General features: G+C 69.7%; 15 protein-coding genes. 4 read left to right on the top strand and 11 right to left on the bottom strand.

Annotated features, from left to right (window positions below; translation table 11 throughout):
• Positions 1-6 precede the first annotated feature (6 nt).
• Together gnd and RAB71_RS04990 are read right to left on the bottom strand one after the other, a co-directional pair.
• The gene (gnd, locus tag RAB71_RS04995) at positions 7-951 is read right to left on the bottom strand and encodes a phosphogluconate dehydrogenase (NAD(+)-dependent, decarboxylating) (RefSeq protein ID WP_029562112.1); all 945 of its coding nucleotides are present in this window, start codon (positions 949-951) and stop codon (positions 7-9) included.
• Positions 952-1,020: 69 nt separating this feature from the next.
• Entirely contained in the window at positions 1,021-2,304 is a 1,284-nt protein-coding gene (locus RAB71_RS04990; protein WP_010343131.1) for a hypothetical protein, read from the bottom strand.
• A 208-nt stretch (positions 2,305-2,512) separates the two neighbouring features.
• Between RAB71_RS04990 and RAB71_RS04985 the strand changes: the two genes are divergently transcribed.
• A complete protein-coding gene (locus tag RAB71_RS04985) occupies positions 2,513-3,403 on the top strand; it encodes a TIGR01777 family oxidoreductase (RefSeq protein WP_010343130.1) in 891 nt (296 codons plus the stop codon).
• Between the two features lie 139 nt (positions 3,404-3,542).
• On the opposite strand, the gene RAB71_RS04980 is transcribed toward RAB71_RS04985, so the two are convergent.
• From RAB71_RS04980 to RAB71_RS04955, 6 genes are all read right to left on the bottom strand, one after another.
• Positions 3,543-3,911: a glycine zipper 2TM domain-containing protein gene (locus RAB71_RS04980; RefSeq protein ID WP_010343129.1), complete on the bottom strand. Its 369-nt coding sequence runs from the start codon at positions 3,909-3,911 to the stop codon at positions 3,543-3,545.
• A gap of 131 nt (positions 3,912-4,042) precedes the next feature.
• Positions 4,043-4,783, bottom strand: a complete 741-nt coding sequence (locus RAB71_RS04975; protein ID WP_010343128.1) for a DUF2242 domain-containing protein — start codon at positions 4,781-4,783, stop codon at positions 4,043-4,045.
• A gap of 124 nt (positions 4,784-4,907) precedes the next feature.
• Positions 4,908-5,957, bottom strand: coding sequence for a DNA methyltransferase (locus tag RAB71_RS04970; protein ID WP_010343127.1), 1,050 nt, complete (start codon positions 5,955-5,957; stop codon positions 4,908-4,910).
• Entirely contained in the window at positions 5,950-7,056 is a 1,107-nt protein-coding gene (locus RAB71_RS04965) for a hypothetical protein (protein WP_041500007.1), read from the bottom strand. Before RAB71_RS04965 ends, RAB71_RS04970 begins: the two co-directional genes overlap by 8 nt.
• An 8-nt stretch (positions 7,057-7,064) precedes the next feature.
• Positions 7,065-8,489, bottom strand: coding sequence for a nicotinate phosphoribosyltransferase (locus RAB71_RS04960; RefSeq protein WP_010343125.1), 1,425 nt, complete (start codon positions 8,487-8,489; stop codon positions 7,065-7,067).
• Positions 8,490-8,550: 61 nt separating this feature from the next.
• Positions 8,551-9,606 (bottom strand): bifunctional nicotinamide-nucleotide adenylyltransferase/Nudix hydroxylase, encoded by a 1,056-nt coding sequence (locus RAB71_RS04955; protein ID WP_010343124.1) that lies wholly within the window; start codon positions 9,604-9,606, stop codon positions 8,551-8,553.
• Positions 9,607-9,890: 284 nt separating this feature from the next.
• On the opposite strand from RAB71_RS04955, the gene RAB71_RS04950 reads away from it, so the two are divergent.
• Together RAB71_RS04950 and RAB71_RS04945 are read left to right on the top strand one after the other, a co-directional pair.
• A complete protein-coding gene (locus RAB71_RS04950; protein ID WP_010343123.1) occupies positions 9,891-10,889 on the top strand; it encodes an arabinogalactan endo-1,4-beta-galactosidase in 999 nt (332 codons plus the stop codon).
• An 86-nt stretch (positions 10,890-10,975) separates the two neighbouring features.
• A complete protein-coding gene (locus tag RAB71_RS04945; protein ID WP_010343122.1) occupies positions 10,976-11,857 on the top strand; it encodes an endonuclease/exonuclease/phosphatase family protein in 882 nt (293 codons plus the stop codon).
• 399 nt (positions 11,858-12,256) lie between these two features.
• On the opposite strand, the gene RAB71_RS04940 is transcribed toward RAB71_RS04945, so the two are convergent.
• Complete coding sequence (locus tag RAB71_RS04940; protein ID WP_010343121.1) at positions 12,257-13,165, bottom strand: LysR substrate-binding domain-containing protein; 909 nt, start codon at positions 13,163-13,165, stop codon at positions 12,257-12,259.
• 86 nt (positions 13,166-13,251) lie between these two features.
• Here RAB71_RS04940 and RAB71_RS04935 point away from each other — a divergent pair, with 86 nt between their 5' ends.
• Positions 13,252-13,995: a sulfite exporter TauE/SafE family protein gene (locus RAB71_RS04935; protein WP_029562111.1), complete on the top strand. Its 744-nt coding sequence runs from the start codon at positions 13,252-13,254 to the stop codon at positions 13,993-13,995.
• 338 nt (positions 13,996-14,333) lie between these two features.
• Here the strand turns inward: RAB71_RS04935 and RAB71_RS04930 are convergent, their stop codons facing one another.
• Positions 14,334-16,511 (bottom strand): carboxy terminal-processing peptidase, encoded by a 2,178-nt coding sequence (locus tag RAB71_RS04930; RefSeq protein WP_010343119.1) that lies wholly within the window; start codon positions 16,509-16,511, stop codon positions 14,334-14,336.
• 232 nt (positions 16,512-16,743) lie between these two features.
• Entirely contained in the window at positions 16,744-17,754 is a 1,011-nt protein-coding gene (gene lipA / locus RAB71_RS04925) for a lipoyl synthase (protein WP_010343118.1), read from the bottom strand.
• Between the last annotated feature and the right edge of the window lie 9 nt (positions 17,755-17,763).

Below are 17,763 nucleotides of genomic sequence, written 5' to 3'. Positions count from 1 at the left end.
AGGGCCTCAGGCCGGGCGCGTGCCGCCCGGCGCGGGTGCGGCGCCGCCCTCGTGCTTGATCGCATGACCGCCGAACTGGTTGCGCATCGCCGCCAGCAACTTGTCGGCGAACGAATCGTCGTCGCGCGAGCGCAGCCGCTCCAGCAGCGAGAGGGTGATCACCGGCGCCGGCACGTCCAGGTCGATCGCCTCGGCCACGGTCCAGCGGCCTTCGCCGGAATCCTGGACGAACGGCGCGATGCCGGCCAGGGTCGGATTCTCGCCCAGCGCATCGGCGCACAGGTCCAGTAGCCACGAACGCACCACGCTGCCCTGGCGCCAGACCTCGGCCACCTGGTGCAGGTCCAGCGCGAACTCCTGCTTGCGCCCCATCAGCGCGAAGCCTTCGGCATAGGCCTGCATCATTCCGTACTCGATGCCGTTGTGGACCATCTTGGTGAAGTGGCCGGCGCCGCTGGGGCCGACGTGTCCCCACCCGGCATCGGTGGCCGGCGCCAGGGTCGCGAACACATCATGCAGGCGCTGCACCGCGGCGGTGTCGCCGCCGATCATCAGGCTGTAGCCCTCGCGCAGCCCCCACACGCCGCCGCTGGTGCCGCAGTCGACATAGGCGATGCCGTGCGCGGCGAGTTCGCCGGCGCGGCGCATCGAATCCTTGTAGTAGGAATTGCCGCCGTCGATCACCACGTCGCCCTCGCTCAGCAGCGGCAGCAGCGCCGCCAGGGTGTCGTCGACGACCTTGCCGGCGGGCACCATCAGCCACACCGCGCGCGGCGCCGGCAGCGCCGCGATCAGCGCGGCCATGCTGTCGACCGCTTCCACCCCGCGCTGCTGCGCCGAACTGCGCGCGGCCTCGCCCAGGTCGAAACCGACCACGCGATGCCCGCCGCGCACCAGCCGCTCGGCCATGTTGGCGCCCATCCGGCCCAAGCCTACAAGTCCCAGTTCCATGCGTCGTTCCCGGTTCGAAAAAAGGAGGGTTAGGGTCTCACGAAGCGGCGATGCCGACGTGACGCGCAGCTAAGGCGCCGGTACATCGGCACGCGCCGACCGCGACGCCTGTACGCAGTCGCGCAATTGCAGATCGCGCCAGCGCTGGTACAGGGTGGTGTGCAGGTTGTGCAGGGTCAGCTCGATCGCGAACGGGGTGCGCGGATTGCGATCCAGCAGCCGCACCACGTGATAACCGATCGGCTTGACGCCCTTGGGATGCACGTAGACCTGAAAGCCCCGGTAGAACGGATCGTCGAGCAAGGCGTCGAGTTGCGCGAGCACCGCCTGCTGCGCCGGATCCAAGCGTGCGCGCAGCGCCGGGTCGCGCGCGTACAGCAGGCGCTCGAAGCGCTCCCGCCCCGGACCGCGCAGCGCCTGCGCCAGTTCCCAGATGCGCCGGTTCTGCTCGTCGTAGTACACGAAGCCGCCGTGCGCGCGTAACGCTGTGGCGGCCTCGGCACTGACCGAGGCGACCACGAAGTTCTCCGCCTGGTTGTTGATGTCGTCCAGGTAGCGGCGCTCGAACACGTGCACGATGTAGCCGGGCGCACCGAGGAAGGCCGCACGGCCGCGCTGCGCGGTCCTGGCCGCCTTGCCGTCGGCGAAGAACTCGCCGGCATGCGCGCCGAGCAGGATGCTGTCGGTGTCGTGCAATGTCAGGAAGGTGCCGATCGACAGCTCGTCGGCACTGAACGCACGATCGAACGCGGCGTCGCCATACAGTTCGCGCTGCGTGGCCAGTTGCGCGATCTGCCGGCCGACGCCGCATTCCGAACGCACATGGCCGCTGTAGAACGCCTCGATCGCCTGCGCATTGCCGCTGGCCGGACGATAGCCGCGGCCGAAGCTGCGGAAGCGCTCCCAGCCCTGCGCCCGCGCGCCGCGTACGCCGAAGCCGATCCAGCCCAGTTGCAACGCCGAGAAGCGATAGCCGGGGTTGTCCTGCAGCCGCGCGACGGCGCGCGTGGTGGCCGCGCCCAGTTGCAGGAAATACCCGCACTGCGTCGCCGGCGTATCCAGCAAGGCACGCAGCGCGTGCTGCCGTTGCGCGTCGCTCCAGCCGGCGGGCAAGGCCGCCTGCAGATCGCCGTGCGCCTGCGCCTCGGCCAGCGAACCGCGTTCGCAGGGTGCGCCGGCCGCGATCTGCGGCTGCGCTGCGGCGGTGCTGCCGATGCGCCAGCCCAACTGCTCCAGCAGCGCGGCCAGGCAGGCCGCGCTGGCCTGGTCGGCCGGCGCCGGCGCGGCGGTGGCCGCGGCACTGGCGAGCAGCGCAGCCAGCAGCAGACCCACGCCGCGGCGCGGACGCGGCATGCGCGCGAATCGGGGTGGTCGGATCATGGAGCGGGCATCGCGAGCAGGAACATCCGTTAGTGGCGCGGCGCGGCGCCCGCGCAGCCTGACGGGTGGCCCGTGCAGGCGTCGCGAAACCGCCCAGCCGCACCGGCGGCGGCGGCATTCACTCTTCCGCCATGCCCGGCGCACCTACACTGCGGCTCCCTTGGCGCAAGCGATCCCCTGCATGCACGTGCTCGTTACCGGAGGCACCGGCTTCATCGGCCGCGCGTTGTGTGCTGCCCTGCTCGACGCCGGGCACAAGGTCAGCGTGCTCACCCGCGACCCGGCGCGCGCGGCGCGGCTGTTGCCGGCGGTGCAGGCACTGGACGACCTGCGGCGCGCCGCACCGGCCGATGCGGTGATCAACCTCGCCGGCGAACCGCTGACCGAGGGCCGCTGGAGCGCCACCCGCAAACGCCGCTTCCGCACCTCGCGCATCGGCACCACTCGCGCCCTGCTCGACTGGATGAGCGGACTCGACGCCGCGCGGCGCCCGGGTTGCCTGATCTCCGGCTCGGCGATCGGCTACTACGGCGATCGCGGCGACGAGGTCCTGGACGAAACCAGCACGCCCGGCGACGACTTTTCCGCCGAGCTGTGCCGCGACTGGGAAGCCGAAGCGTTACGCGCGCAGGACCTGGGCGTGCGCACCAGTCTGGTCCGCACCGGCGTGGTACTGGGCCGCGACGGTGGCGCGCTGGCGCGGATGCTGCTGCCGTTCCGCTTCGGCATGGGCGGACGCATAGGCGATGGCCGCCAGTGGATGAGCTGGATCCACCGCGACGATCAGGTCGGGCTGCTGCTGTGGCTGCTGCAGCACGGTGGCGAAGGCGCCTACGACGCCACCGCGCCGGCGCCGGTGACCAATGCCGCATTCGCGCAGCAACTTGCCGCCACCCTGCATCGTCCGGCGCTGCTGCCGATGCCGGCGACGGCGCTGCGCCTAGGCTTCGGCGAGATGGCCGAACTGCTGCTGGGCAGCCAGCGCGTGCTGCCCGCACGCGCACAGCGCGAGGGCTATGTGTTCCGCTATCCGCAGCTGGACGCAGCGCTGCGCGACCTGCTCGCCGATTGAGCTTCGGCGGCGCCGCATCGCGCGACCTCGCAACCAGCATCCAAAAGAAAACGCCCCGGCGGAGGCCTCCGCCGGGGCGTGCTGTATCACGTCGTCAGATCGGCGGCAGATGCCAACCGACACGGCGCAGTGGCGCGACTCAGTAGCGCTTGCAGACGGTCTCGACCACGCGATTGCCATTGGCCTGCTGACGCTGGCCCTGGATGTAACGGCCGGTGGCGCCACCGGCGACCGCGCCGCCGACCGTGGCCAGCTTGCGGCCATCGCCCTTGCCGATCTGGTTGCCGAGCAAGCCGCCGATCGCCGCACCCGCCAGGGTGCCGCCGATGCGGTCCGGGTCGGTGCTGTTCTTGCGCACCGCGACCTTCTTGCAGTGCACGCGGGTGCCGTCGCTGAAGCGGCGGCCATTGTCCTCGGGGCCGTAATGGCGCTGCGCTTCGGCGAGCGGCGCGGCGGCCGTGGCGATGGCGAGCACGGAAAGACACAAGGCGGATTTGAAAGTGTTCATGCTGATTGCTCCTGGGTGGCGGAGCCGATGCACAAGCACCGCGCTCTCGACGGGCGCCACCTTCTCACCGACTTCGCGAATGGTTCGTGAAGCGAAATCGGCCGCATTCAGCTTCTGCAGCAGCGCCTGAATCAGTCGGCGCCGCCGGGTTCGGTGCTTGTCGGTGCCGTCGTGGCCGGCGGCTGCGCTGCCGTGGTCGATGCGGGTGCCGGCTGCGGCGCGGGCACCGCGGCGGGCGTCGGTGATGGCTCGGTCGACGCGGCCGCTGCAGGTGCTGCCGGTGTCGGTGCTGGCGCAGCCATCGCCGCCGGCGCTGGCGGATGCGCAGGCGGCTCGGGTGCCGGCTTGCTCTTGGGCAGGTACTCGCTCATCAACTGGAAGAAGCGCTTGTAGAAGTCGCCGTCCTGCACGGTGCTGCTGGCGACCCGCACCATCGAGTCATCGCTGCTGCCGATCGGCAGCGACACCGAGCCGAGTACGCCGACACCGACGCTGGCCGAGGTCGGGCTCTTCTTCAGCGCATAGCGGTCCTGCAAGGCACTCACGAACACCCAGGATTCGTCCTGCCCGTGCGCCACGCAGGACACGCGCAGTTCCAGTTGCTCGTGCAACTCGTCGCTGGGCTGGAAGTTCTTGGTGCCTTCCACCGCGTCGGCGGTGGCCTTGGACACCACGTAGCCCTGGCTCAGCAGGGCGCGGCGCGCCGATTCGCAGGCCTGCGCCGGCTGCACCGGATAGTTGCGCGAATAGGTGTTGTCGGAGTTGAAGGTCTCTTTCACCAGGCCGTCCTGCTTGCGCGCGAAGCAGCCGCTCAGGCCGATCGCGATCAGCGCGAGCGCGGGAATGGCGAGAACCTTGGAGGTAGCGGACATAGGCCATTGACCGGAGAGAGGGAACCGCGGCAAAGGATAGCCGCAAGCGCGTCGGCGCGGCCTTGACGCCGCCGCGGCCGCTCATCCCGCGGTTAGCGAGATGCGCGGCCGGGCCGCCGCCGGGTCAGGCCGCGGCGGGTTCCAGCGCCAGGTCCACGCGCAGCAGGCCGCCGTCGCCGGCGCGGCGTTCGGCGCGCAGGTAATGATGGGCGTCGAGCAGTTGCAGGGTCGGCGGCGCCGCCAGCGGCTCGCCCCACAGGCTCAGCAGAAAGCCACGCGCGCGCAGCCAGTCGAGCAGCCGCAGCAGGCCGTCCAGGTCGCGCGGCAGCAGCAGGTCGGCGTCGCCGGGCAGACGCGGCGCCGCCGCCGGATCGGCCAGCCAGCGCGGATAGCTGCCGTACAACGCGAAGGCGAAACCGTCGGCGCGCAGGGCCGCCAGCAGTTGCGCCGTGCCCGCCAGGTCGATGCGCTGACGCCGGTGCTGGAAGATCAGCGCGTACTCGTGGCTGCGATCGTTGCGGGTGTCGCCGGGCGCCAGCGGCTGCGCCGTCTCGCGCGGGTAGCACAGCACGCGCTCGGGACAGGGCGCGAACAGGCTGCCCAGGATCCGCGCCAGGTCCCAGGCTTGCGGCACCGTGGCCTCGCCGAGTTGGACGTTCTCCACCATCGCGATGCAGAAGCCGTCCTCGCGCAGGTGGCGGCGCGCCCCATGGAACACCGCGCGCAAGCCGTGCAGGTAGCTTGCATAGTCGGCACTGGCGTAGAGCTGACCGGCCCCTGCCTCAACCGGCCAGGCACAGCCGAAGTACGGCACGTTGGTCAGGCACAGGTCCACCGGCGCGGACGGCGCGCAGTGCGGCAAGCCGCCGTCGAGCACCTCGGCGTGCAGGCCCAGCCGCTGCAGCCGTTCGCGCGCCAGCCGCGCACGTGCCGCGTCGATCTCCAGGCCGATGCCGTGGCGGCCTTCCAGTTCGGCCGCGAGCAGCGTGCTGCCGAAGCCGCAGAACGGATCCAGCACACGCGCGCCGGGCGCGCTGAAATGGCGCACGAACGGCCGCATCTGCCCGACCCAGCCGCAGTCGCGCGCACCCAGCGGATCGCGCTGGCGCAGGTCCTCCGGCAGCCGATGTTCCGGCGGATCCGGCGACGGCGTCCACCAGCTGCGGCTATCCATGCGGCGCCTGCCACAGCAGATCGCGGTCCGGCTGCCAGCCCGCGCATAGCCGCCCATCGGCGAAGAACACCAGCTTGTAGATGTCGCCGCTGTCGTGGCGCGCGTGCATCGCGCCATAGTCGGAGGTCTCGAACACCACCTCCATGCCGTCGGCGGTGGCCAGGCGCAGGTTCCAGAAGTAGTAGCCCTCGGTGATCTGCAGCGGCTGCAGCGCGCGCCACCATGGCGCGGCCATGCAGGCGCCGAGCACCTGCTCCACCGCGACCCGCGCCTGCGTCAGATAGCGCGCGGTGCCGCCGTCGCGGTAGCCGTCGCCGAGTCGGGAGAACTCGCGGAAGATCACCGTGCGCGCCCCGCAGGCGCGCGCCCACTCCAGGTAGGCGGCGACGCCGTCGGCATCGGCGATGCCGCCGTGCTGCAAGATGCACACCATGCGCAATGGCAGCGCTTCGGCGATGCGCTGCGCGGTGGCGACGAAGACGCCCGCATCGGCAATCGCTTCGCCATCGCGGAAGCGCATGATCGCGTCGTTGTGCGCCTGCTGCGGATGGTGCCGCGACAGTTCGATCCACGACAGACCGAAGCGCTGCAACGCGTGCAGCAGCGTCTCGCCGCGCCCGCGGGCAAAGCCGGCGCCATTGCTGTACAGCACCCGCTGCTCGACCAGCAGGCCCTCGCGCTCGGCCGTGCCCAGGGTCTGCAGCAGCTCCACGAACCAGTCTTCGTCGTCGGTCATTTCCAATCCCGACAGCGAATGCGACAGCGGCAGTCCGCGCAACTGCGCCAATGCCTGACGCAGTTGAGTGAAGTAGTCCGGCGGCGGCCGCAGGCTGGCCGCGGCGGTGCCGCCGGCCTGCGGCCGCAGGGTTTCCGAACAGAAGCGGCAGCGCGCCGAACACGGCCGCACCGACGCGTAAGGGGTGAAGGTGACCGGCTGCGCGACGCGGTAGTCGCGCGCGCCGATGCGCTGACGTCGCCAGCGCGACGCATCGGCGGCGGCCGGCACCCGCCATTCCAGGTGCGGGGTGCTGGCGCGCAGCGCGGCGAACAGCGGCGAGCCGCCGCTCAACGGCGGCGCGCTCGGCAGGGAGGCGTGCATGGTCCCTCCTACAGGCGCGCGGCGTTCGCGCGCTCGCGCACCTCGGCGAAGCTCCAGTCATGCAGCAGGCTGCCGTTCTCCCACACGGTGACCATCGCATCGTCGTAACCGGCAGGGCCGGCGACCGCTTCGGCCGACACCGCGTCTGGCGCCACCGGCTCGGTGCGGTAGCTGCCGTACTCGCGGTGGCGCAGCAGACGCATGCGCCCACGCTTGCTGAGCTTGCCCTTGTCGGTGACCGGATCCTTGTACACGTCGATCCAGCGGCCGTCGACGCGCGCGGCCGAGCACTTCAGCGCGAACTTCTGGGTGTCGCGATCGAGCCGCTGCAGCAACGCGCCGCCCATGCCGAAGGCCAGGTTGTCGGTGGCGTAGCAGGCGCTGGTGATGCGCTCGAGGATCGCGCGGATGCTGGTCGGATTGACCCCGTCGCCCTGGATCACTCGCACGTGGTTGAGCACTTTGTAGCCCTTGCCGTTGACGCTGTGGCCGAAGGCCTCGTCGAGCAGTTCCAGGCACTGGTGCACCACCGCTACCGGATCGCCGGAGTCCGGGCGGATCACCACGGTGGCGCCGGAGGCGATCACCTCCTCGCGCAGCGTGGTGCCCCAGTGCTCGCGGATCGCGTGGAAGATGTCGTAGCTGTCCGACACCACCGCGACCACGCCACCGGGCTTGCCGAACTGCTTGAGCATGTTGCGGTACGCATCGACCTCGCGCTCGCGGCCCCAACTGGTGATGGTGCTGTGCTCGGCGGCGGGGATCGAATAGCCGGCCATCGGCTCGTGGTAGTGCGCGCGCGCCAGCAACAGCCCGGACACGGTGTCGGTGCCGAGGAAGTTGACCAGGTGCGCCGCGCCGCCGATCGCCGCCGATTCCAGGCTGGACACGCCGCGCGCACCGAAATCGTGCAGCTTGAACGGCAACTGCCCGTCCGGATCGTCGCTGGTGCGCTCCAGGAACTGGCGGATGGTCTGCTTGGCGTGCCAGCTCACCGTGGCCACGGTCACCGGATACCAGATGCGCAGCAGCAGCGTCTCCAGGTACGACGGCACCCAGTAGGCCTGCGCGTCGGTTGACTCGATGGTCATCAGCGCGTTGTGGGTCGGCACCACGCTGCCCTCGGGCACGGCGCGGATGCGGATCGGCAACTGGCCGCCGAGGCGGTCGACGATGTCGCGCCAGCCCGCTTCGTTGAACGGCTCGCCGTGCGCGGCGAACAGGTCGCGCGCCTCGTCGATGTCGGCATGGGTGACGGGGCGACCCAGCGCCTCCTTGAGGATCGACTGCAGGCCGAAGAACACGGTGCGGTCGTAGACGCCGCCGCGCGATTCCACATAGAAGAACGTGGCGTCGGTGCCGGGCGGGTACTGCAGCCAGTGGCTGGCCTTGTAGCTGTCGGTGTTGAGCAGCAGGTTGTTCAGGCATTGCATGACGGAAGCTCCTTCGCGTCTGGGAAAGCCGGAGGTCTGTCCGCCGGCCGGGAAGGCCGCGTCAACCGCGGCCCAGGAAGAATTCGAGCAGATGCAGATGGTCTTCGAACAGTTTCGGGCCCATGCCCAGCACTTCGCTGACCGGCACCCAGCGCGCCTTGTCGGCGTCGTCGCCGCCGCGCACCTCGGGCAGTTCGCCGAACACGAACTCGAAGTGGAAGGCGTGGGTGATGGTGCGCCCGCGCAGGCTGCGTTCGGGGTGGTCGAACACGTGGCGGTTCTTCAGCGAGCCCTTGAGCACCGGCACCGGGATCTTCAGCCGGGTCTCCTCGCGCAGCTCGCGCAGGCAGGCGTCGAGGATGCTCTCGTGCTGGCCGACGAAGCCGCCCGGCAGCGCCCACAGGCCCTTGCCCGGTGCCGCGCGGCGGCGCACCAGCAGCACGTGTCCCGAATGCACCACCACCGCATCGGCGGTGACGAAGGTCGGCGGATACGGCGCCTCCTTCCAGGCGGCACGGTACTGCTCGATGAACTGGTATTCGGCGAGCAGTTCGGCGTACGACGGCGAGTTCTTGCGGAACGCCTCGAGCATGTCGAACACCGGCGCCGGCACGTTGCCGCGCAGCATCAGCAGCGCGCCGTGGAAATCGATGCTGCCGGCCTCGAACAGGTAACGGCGCAGTTCGGTCGCCGACAGCGTCTCGGTGTGCTGCACGTCGACCAGCGGCCACTGCGGGAACTCGCGCAGGTAATAGCTGCTGGCGTCCTTGTCCATGCCGATCAGGCCGATCCGCGCCTCGGCGCTGCCGCCGTCGCTGCGCACCGCCTCGGCCACCGTGGACTGCACCGCGGCGATCCACTGGCTTTCGTTGTACAGGTGATCGCGCAGCGGACGCAGGATCAAGCGCTCGCCGGCACCTTCCAGCGCGGCCTGGATCATCACGCTGCGCTCGGCAACGGTCCACGGATTGCGGATGGTGCGGGGAGTCTCGGCCGAACCGATCAGGAAGATGAGTTTCTGTCCACGCGCCAGGGCGTGGCGGGCAACGGCGGCGTGGCCGTTGTGGAAGGGCTCGAAGCGCCCGATGAACACCAGATAGTCGAACTCCATGAGCATCCCTCACGGTTGGGTGGATCGCCGCGGGTCTGTCCCTTGGCGTGGGCGAAATGCTACGCCGATGCCGCATCGCGTCAAGTGACGCACCGCGCAGATTCATCGGCCATCCAGACAGCGCGCGCGGACGCCGCGCCGGCGACGCTGCAGTGCAGCGCGCGTCGCCACAGCGATCGCGCTAGCCTCGTGCGCGCCGCGGTCACGGGGACTGCCCGGCACGTCGCGCCGGCCGCCGTTCGTGGCCGCGCGACGCCCTCCTTCCCTCCTCCCATCACTGCGAGAATCGCATGAACCGATCGAGCAAGCGCGTGTCCGCCTGGCTGCTGGTGTTGTTGCTCGCCTGTCTGTGTGCGCCGGCCATGGCGCAGACCTTCGCCAAAGGTGCCGATGTCAGTTGGATCGACCAGCAGGAGAGCAGCGGGCGCGTGTTCCGCAATGCCTCCGGCGCCACCACCGATTTCTTCTCGCTGCTCAAGGGCGCCGGCGTCAACGCGATCCGGCTGCGCGTGTGGGTCAATCCGCAGGGCGGCTGGAACGACGGCGCCGACACGCTGAACATGGCCAAGCGCGCGAAGGCGCAAGGCATGCGCATCATGATCGACTTCCACTACAGCGATAGCTGGGCCGACCCCGGCAAGCAGACCAAGCCGGCGGCCTGGAGCAACCACGACTTCGCGACCCTGGTGAAGGACGTGTACTCGCACACCAACGGCATCCTGTCCTACCTCAAGTCCAACGGCATCGACGTGAGCTGGGTGCAGGTGGGCAACGAGATCAACAGCGGCATGCTGTGGCCGGACGGCAAGACGCCCAACTTCGGCAACCTAGCGCAGCTGATCAACAGCGGCTACAACGCCAGCAAGTCGGTCTATCCCAACGCCAAGGTGATCGTGCACCTGGCCAATGGCTACGACAACGCGACCTTCCGCTGGTTCTTCGACAGTCTCAAGTCGGCCGGCGGCAAGTGGGACGTGGTCGGCATGTCGCACTACCCGTCCCCCAATGCCTGGCAGAGCGCCAACACCCAGATCGCCAGCAACATGCAGGACATGGTGGCGCGCTACGGGTCGGACGTGATCGTCAGCGAGGTCGGCATGGACTGGCAGCAGGCCGCCACCACCCGCGCGATGCTGGCCGATCTGCTCAGCAAGACCCGCGCGCTCGGCAGCCGCGGGCTGGGCGTGTTCTATTGGGAACCCGACGCCTATCCGGGCTGGCAGGGCTACACGATGGGCGCGGTCGACAACAACGGCAAACTCACCCAGGCGCTGTCGGCGTTCAACTGATCGCCGCTCGGCAGGCACGCCACGCGGTGGTCACCGACACCACCGCCGTGCCACCATCGCGTGCTCCGCTCCTGTCGAGATCTGCCATGTCGCTGTCGCTATCGTCCGCGCGCAAGCTCGCGCTTCCTCTGCTGCTGGTGCTGGGTGCGTGCATCGCGCCGGCGCAGGCGCGCACGCCCGCAACGCCCGCTGCGCCGGCCCCGCTCAAGGTGATGAGCTTCAATGTGCGCGTGCCGGTCGACACCGACGGCGACAAGCGCTGGGACGTGCGCCGCAGTGCGATGGCCGCGCTGATCCGCGCGCAGCATCCGGATGTGTTCGGCACCCAGGAACTGGTCGAGCGCCAGGCCGACTACCTGGCCGCGCAATTGCCGGAGTACCGCTGGTTCGGTCCCAGCCGCGACGGCAAGGACGACGGCGAACGCATGGGCGTGTTCTACGACAGCCGCAGGCTGAAGCTGGTGGACTCGGGACACTTCTGGCTGTCGGACACGCCGGAGGTGATGGGCAGCATCAGCTGGGGCCATCCGCTGCCGCGCATGGTCAACTGGGGCCTGTTCGAGCGCATCGACGATGGCCGGCGCTTCTACCTGTTCGACACCCATCTGCCCTATCGCGACGAGGACGAAGCGGCGCGCGCCAAGGGCGCGGCGCTGATCGTGTCGCGGCTGAAGGCACTGCCGGCGGACGTGCCGGTGGTGCTGACCGGCGACTTCAACACCGTGCCGGACTCGCCGACCTACCGCACCCTCACCGCCAGCCTGGCCGATGCACGCACGCAGGTGGCGCAGCCGCGAGGCCCGGAAGCGACCTTCCACGATTTCACCGGCCACCCGGACCGGCGCATCGACTGGATCCTCTCGCGCGGGCTCAAAGCGACGGACTACGCCACGCTCGATGCGCGACCGGAGGGTCACTGGCCGTCGGACCACTTCCCGGTGATCGCCACCTTCGCCTGGCCGCAGTGAGGCAAGGACGCCTGCGGCAGCGGCCGCGAGCGCGTGTGCGAGAGCAGTTCCCCATCGGAGGCTCGGGATCAGCTGCGACGAGGCGCTAGCGGTAAAGCCCGTCGCGGCTGAAGCCGCTCCTACGGGGCGGCGACGCAGCCGGCCGAGCCACCACCGCAGCGCGTGATGGAAACAATCCTTCCGTCGGAATATCCCCGCCGGAAAGCTTCCGGCTCCGGTAGCAGTCGCGACTGAAGTCCCTCCCACACGGCAGCATGCCGTAGGAGCGGCTTCAGCCGCGACGGCTTTACCGCAGGCCCGTCGTGGCTAATGCCGTTCGCACAAGGCAACGCTGCGATCCACCGCACCGCGACAACGCATGCCAGCGAAGGTGTGTACACGGCGCCTGCGTGTCGGCGCTCACGCTGACGGTGCGGTCTTGTCGGCATGCGCGCACAGCCAGTCCAACACCTGCTGAACCGGCGACGATGGCGCCGGTATCGGTCGCCACACGATCGACAACTGGCGCAACGCCCACGGCTCCTGCAGCGGCACCGCGACCAGTTGCGCGCGCACGCTGACCCGCTCCAGCGCCGCCTGCGGCAGGATCGCCACACCGGCGCCGCGCGCCAGCATCCGGCACAGCGGTTCGATGCCGTGCACCTGCGCGCGCAGACGCAACTGGCCACCGGCACGCGCGGCCTGGGTCCGCAGATGCTGCTGCAACGCGCTGTCCTCGGCCAGGCCGAGCAACTGCGCCAGCCATACCTCAGCGAACCGCAGCTGCGACGCCTGTGCCAGCGGGTGCGTGGCCGCCGCCACCAGCACCAGCCGGTCCTGTCGGAACGGGTGGGCCTGCAGGCCCTGCAGATCGGCGTGATCGGCGATCACCGCCAGGTCGGCGCGTTGCTCACGCAGCGCGTCGGCCGCGGCGACGCTGCCTTGCTCGCGCAGCGCCAGATCGATGCGCGGATGCGCCACCAGGAACTCGGCCAGCACCTCCGGCAACCACTCCGACAGCGCCGCGGTATTGGCCAGCAGGCGCACACTCGCCTGATGGCCGCCGGCGTATTCGCCCAGTTCGCTGCGCATCGCCTCGGCCTGGCGCAGCAACTGCCGCGCGTGCCGCAGCAGCGCGGTGCCGGCCGCGGTGAGGCCGACGCCGCGCGGGCCGCGCTCGAACACCGCGACGCCGAGCTGCGTCTCCAGCGCGCGGATGCGTGCACTGGCGGCGGCCAGCGACAATGCGGCGCGGTCGGCGCCGGCGGTGATGCTGCCGGCTTCGGCCACCGCCAGGAACAGCCGCAGATCGGTGAAATCCAGGTGCATCGGCGCTCCCGCCTTCGTCGTTGCCGAAGTCTGCCTGAAGCATTCGCGCATTGTCCGGCCGCCGCGGCACGCCGATGCTCGACGTCATGGACACGCTCGCCCCGCACCTGCTGCCGATCGCCCTGGTCTTCCTGCTGGCCGGCGGCGTCAAGGGCGTGGCCGGCATGGGCCTGCCGACGGTGGCGATGGGCCTGCTCGGGCTGTGGCTGACGCCGACCGAGGCGGCGGCGCTGCTGGCATTGCCGTCGCTGCTGACCAACCTGCAACAGGCCTGGGGCGCAGGCACGGGCGCGCTGCTGCGGCGGCTGTGGCCGCTGCTGGCCTGCATCGTCGCCGGCACCTGGTGCAGCGCCGGCATCCTCGCCGGTGCCGACCCGCGGCTGGCGCGCGCCGGCCTGGGCGCATTGCTGGCGCTGTACGCCGCGCTCGGCCTGAGCACGTGGCAAGGGCGCCTGTCGCCCTCGCAGGCGCGCTGGGCGGGACCGCCCGTGGGCCTGGCGACCGGATTGCTGACCGGCGCCACCGGCGTGTTCGTGTTGCCGGTGCTGCCCTACCTGGTGGCGCTGGCGCTGCCGCGGGACACGCTGATGCGCGCCCTCGGCAGTTGCTTCGCCGCGGCGACGCTTGCGCTGGCCGCGGCCCTGGTCGTGCACGGCGCCTTCCCCTCGCACGCGCTAGGTCCATCGCTACTGGCGCTGCTGCCCACGGCCATCGGCATGTGGCTGGGCGCACGGCTGCGCCAGCGCATCTCCGCCAAGACGTTCCGCCGCGTGTTCTTCCTGACCTTGCTGGGATTGGGCGTGCACCAGGTGTGGCAGGCGCTGGGCTGAAGATGTGGTTGCGGCGCTGTATCGCGCAGCGGCAGGAGCGGCTTCGGCCGCGATGGGGCCTTCCCGGGAATGCTGGGTCGCGGCTGAAGCCGCTCCTACGACGCCACGGCAAGGACGCGGCGGATCAAACGCCGCGTCCACGGTGCGTACCGATCCAGTAGACGGACTGCCGGCCCACGCAGCCCGTTAGTTCCTCCGCACCCATCGACACCGTGGACCGATCGACCGGCGCATGACGATGACGCATATCGGCTACCTGCAAAATCCGACCTGCAACAAAAAACGCGCCACCGCTGGGCGATGGCGCGTTCGTGTTCGGACGAAGGCGGCGTATGGGCTCAGTCGGCCCAGCGCCCCGGGCCGGTGGATTGCGGCAGCACCTGCACCGACAGCGGACGGTCCTTCTCCAGCAGGTTGACCGCATCGCTCAGGATCGAGGCCGATTCGCGCAGCAGCGGGTCTGGACGCTTGTCGACCAGCTTCTCGCGCGCGGCGTCCTTGACGATGTCGCGCTCGTTGCCGGTCAGGCCGTCGTCGCTGCTGTCGTCGGCCAGCGGGTCCAGCGGCAGGCCGAGCTGCTTGCGGATCTCCTGGCGCTGCTTGCGCTGCGCGTCCTGCTTCTCACGCTCGGCGCGGCGCTCGGCCTCGTTGAGCACCACGTACTTCTTCGCCGCCTCGTCGCGGAACTGGCGCACGTCCTCTTCCCACCACTGGAATTCCTTGTCGTTGGCGATGCGCGTGGTGTGCAGCGCCTCCAGCTTGGGCAGCAACGGCGCGAAATTGCCGTACTGGGTGTGCGGCACCGCGGCGATGCGGCTCCACGGCAGCGCATTGTCGTAGGTGCTCTCGCCGAACTCGGTGGCATCGACGCTGGCCGGGAAGGCGATGTCCGGCACCACACCCTTGTGCTGGGTGCTGCTGCCGCTGACGCGGAAGAACTGGGCGATGGTCAGCTTGACCTGGCCGAAGCGGTCGGTCTCGTTGGCCGGCCAGCGGTCAAGGTCGACGATGTTCTGCACCGTGCCCTTGCCGAAGCTGGTCTCGCCGATGATCAGACCGCGGCCGTAATCCTGGATGGCACCGGCGAAGATCTCTGACGCCGAGGCGGAACCACGGTTGATCAGCACCGCCAGCGGGCCGTCCCAGGCCACGGCCGGGTTCTGGTCGCTGTTGACGGTGACGCGGCCGCCGGATTCGCGCACCTGCACCACCGGGCCCTGCTCGATGAACAGGCCGGTCAACTCGATCGCTTCGTCCAGCGAACCGCCGCCGTTGTTGCGCAGGTCCAGCACCACGCCGTCGACCTTGTCGGTCTTGAACCCGGCCAGCAGCTTGGCCACGTCGCGGGTCGCCGAGGCATAGTCCTTGGCGTTGCGGCGGCGGCCTTCGAAGTCCTGGTAGAACGCCGGCAGCTTGATCACGCCGATGCGCCGCGCCGGCTCGCCGTCCTTCGCCGGCAGCTCGATGGTCTCGCCCTTGGCGGCCTGCTCGGCCAGGCGCACCTTCTGCCGGGTCAGCAGCACCTGGCGGTGCTTGCCGTCCACGCCGGCTTCGGCGGGGATGTACTCCAGGCGCACCTGGGTGTCCTTGTCGCCGCGGATCTTGGCGACCACATCATCGATGCGCCAGCCGATCACGTCCTCGACCGGACCGCTCTTGCCCTGGCCGACGCCCACGATGCGGTCGCCCGGCTTGAGCGTGCCGTCCAGCGCGGCCGGACCGCCCGGGATCACCTCGCGGATCACCACCAGGTCGTCCTGCTTCTGCAGCTGCGCGCCGATGCCTTCCAGCGACAGCGACATCTGCTGGTTGAAGTTCTCGGCGGTGCGCGGGGTGAAGTAGTCGGTGTGCGGATCGACCGTATTCGTGTAGGCGTTCATGAAGAACTGGAACACGTCCTCGCTCTTCAGTTCCTTCACCGAGTCGTCGAGGTTGGCATAGCGCTTATCGAGCGTCTTGCGGATGTCCTCCGGCTTCTTGCCGGCGAGCTTGAGCCGCAGCCAGTCGTTCATCACCGACTTGCGCCACAGCGCATCCAGCTCTTGGTCGTCCTTGGCCCACGGCGCGTTCTTCCGGTCGTACTCGAACTTCTCGTCGCCGTCGAAGTTGAAGTCCTGCTTGAGCAGCTTGCGCGCGTAGGCGATGCGCTCGTCCACCCGCTGCCGGTACACGGCGAAGATCTGGAACGCCGGTTCCAGCTGGCCCGAGGAAATGTTGGCACCGAGGTTGTTCTGGAAGCTCGCGAACTTGTCGATATCGGCCTGGGTGAAGAACTGCTTGCTGCCGTCCAGGGTCTCCAGGTACTTCTTGAAGACCTCCTTGGAAGTCGCCTCGTCGAGGGCGCGCGGCCGGTAGGCGTAGCGGCTGTCGGAGAGCAGGCCGTACACCAATTTGGCGGTGGTGGCCTGGTCGGCGGTGGCAGCAGCCGGCAGGGCGGGCGCATCGGTCCGGGCGAACAGCGCCAGCGGTGCGGTCAGCGCAAACGCCAGCAGGAAGGCGGAAGCTTTGAATTTCATCTGGGGACTCTCGGCACCAGGCCGTCAGGGGGGCAGCACATCGCGTGAGACAACACGACAGTGACGCAAGTTGCAGGCCGTGTCACCTGTTCATGAAGCAGACTAGCGGCGTGCCTGCGCAGAAGTGTGAACGCTGCCGGTGCGAGCCGCGCGGACGGTCGTCCTGCGGCGACGAACGCGCGTCGCCGCCGCGCACAGGCGCGATCGACGACGCGGCTCAGGAGGGGGCGATTCAGGCGGCGACGCCGGCGCCAGCGGCCTGGCGATCGGCGTGATAGGACGAACGCACCATCGGCCCGGAGGCGACGTGGCTGAAGCCCAGCGCGTTGCCGTACTCCTCCAGCGCCTTGTACTCGTCCGGCGTCCAGTAGCGCATCACCGGGTGGTGATGGGCGGTCGGCTGCAGGTACTGGCCGATGGTGACCATGTCCACGTCGTGCGCGCGCAGGTCGCGCAGGGTCGCCTGCACCTGCTCCAGGGTCTCGCCCAGGCCGAGCATGATGCCGGACTTGGTGGCGATCGCCGGATGCTGCGCCTTGAACTTCTTCAGCAGGGTCAGCGACCACTGGTAGTCGGCGCCGGGACGCACGTTCGGGTACAGGTCCGGCACGGTCTCGATGTTGTGGTTGAACACGTCCGGCGGATTGGTCGCCAGGATCTCCAGCGCGCGGTCCATGCGGCCCTTGCCGCGGAAGTCCGGGGTCAGGATCTCGATGCGGGTGTTCGGCGCGGCGACGCGGATGGCGCCGATGCAGTCGGCGAAATGCTGGGCGCCGCCGTCGCGCAGGTCGTCGCGGTCGACGCTGGTCACCACCACGTACTTCAGGCCCATGTCGGCCACGGTCTGCGCCAGGCTGGCCGGCTCGCCGGCATCCGGCGGCTTGGGCCGGCCGTGTGCGACATCGCAGAACGAGCAGCGGCGGGTGCAGACCTCGCCGAGGATCATGAAGGTGGCGGTGCCATGGCCGAAGCACTCGTGGATGTTCGGGCAGCTGGCCTCTTCGCAGACGGTGACCAGGCGGTTCTCGCGCAGCTTGGCCTTGAGGTTCTGCACCGCATTGCCGGAGGGAATGCGCACGCGGATCCACGAGGGTTTGCGCAGCACCGGCGCGTCGGCGAACTGCACCGGCGAGCGCGCGATCTTGTCGCCGCCCAACTGCTTGACACCGGTCTGCAGCGGCGCGGGCGCGCTGTCGCCGGAAAGGACCTGCAAGGGAATGGAGCGTGCGCTGGGCTGGGTCATGGCGTGGTC

This window comes from Xanthomonas sacchari (assembly GCF_040529065.1).
Taxonomy (GTDB): Bacteria; Pseudomonadota; Gammaproteobacteria; order Xanthomonadales; family Xanthomonadaceae; genus Xanthomonas_A; species Xanthomonas_A sacchari.
This window is presented reverse-complemented; position numbering and strand designations above follow the sequence as displayed.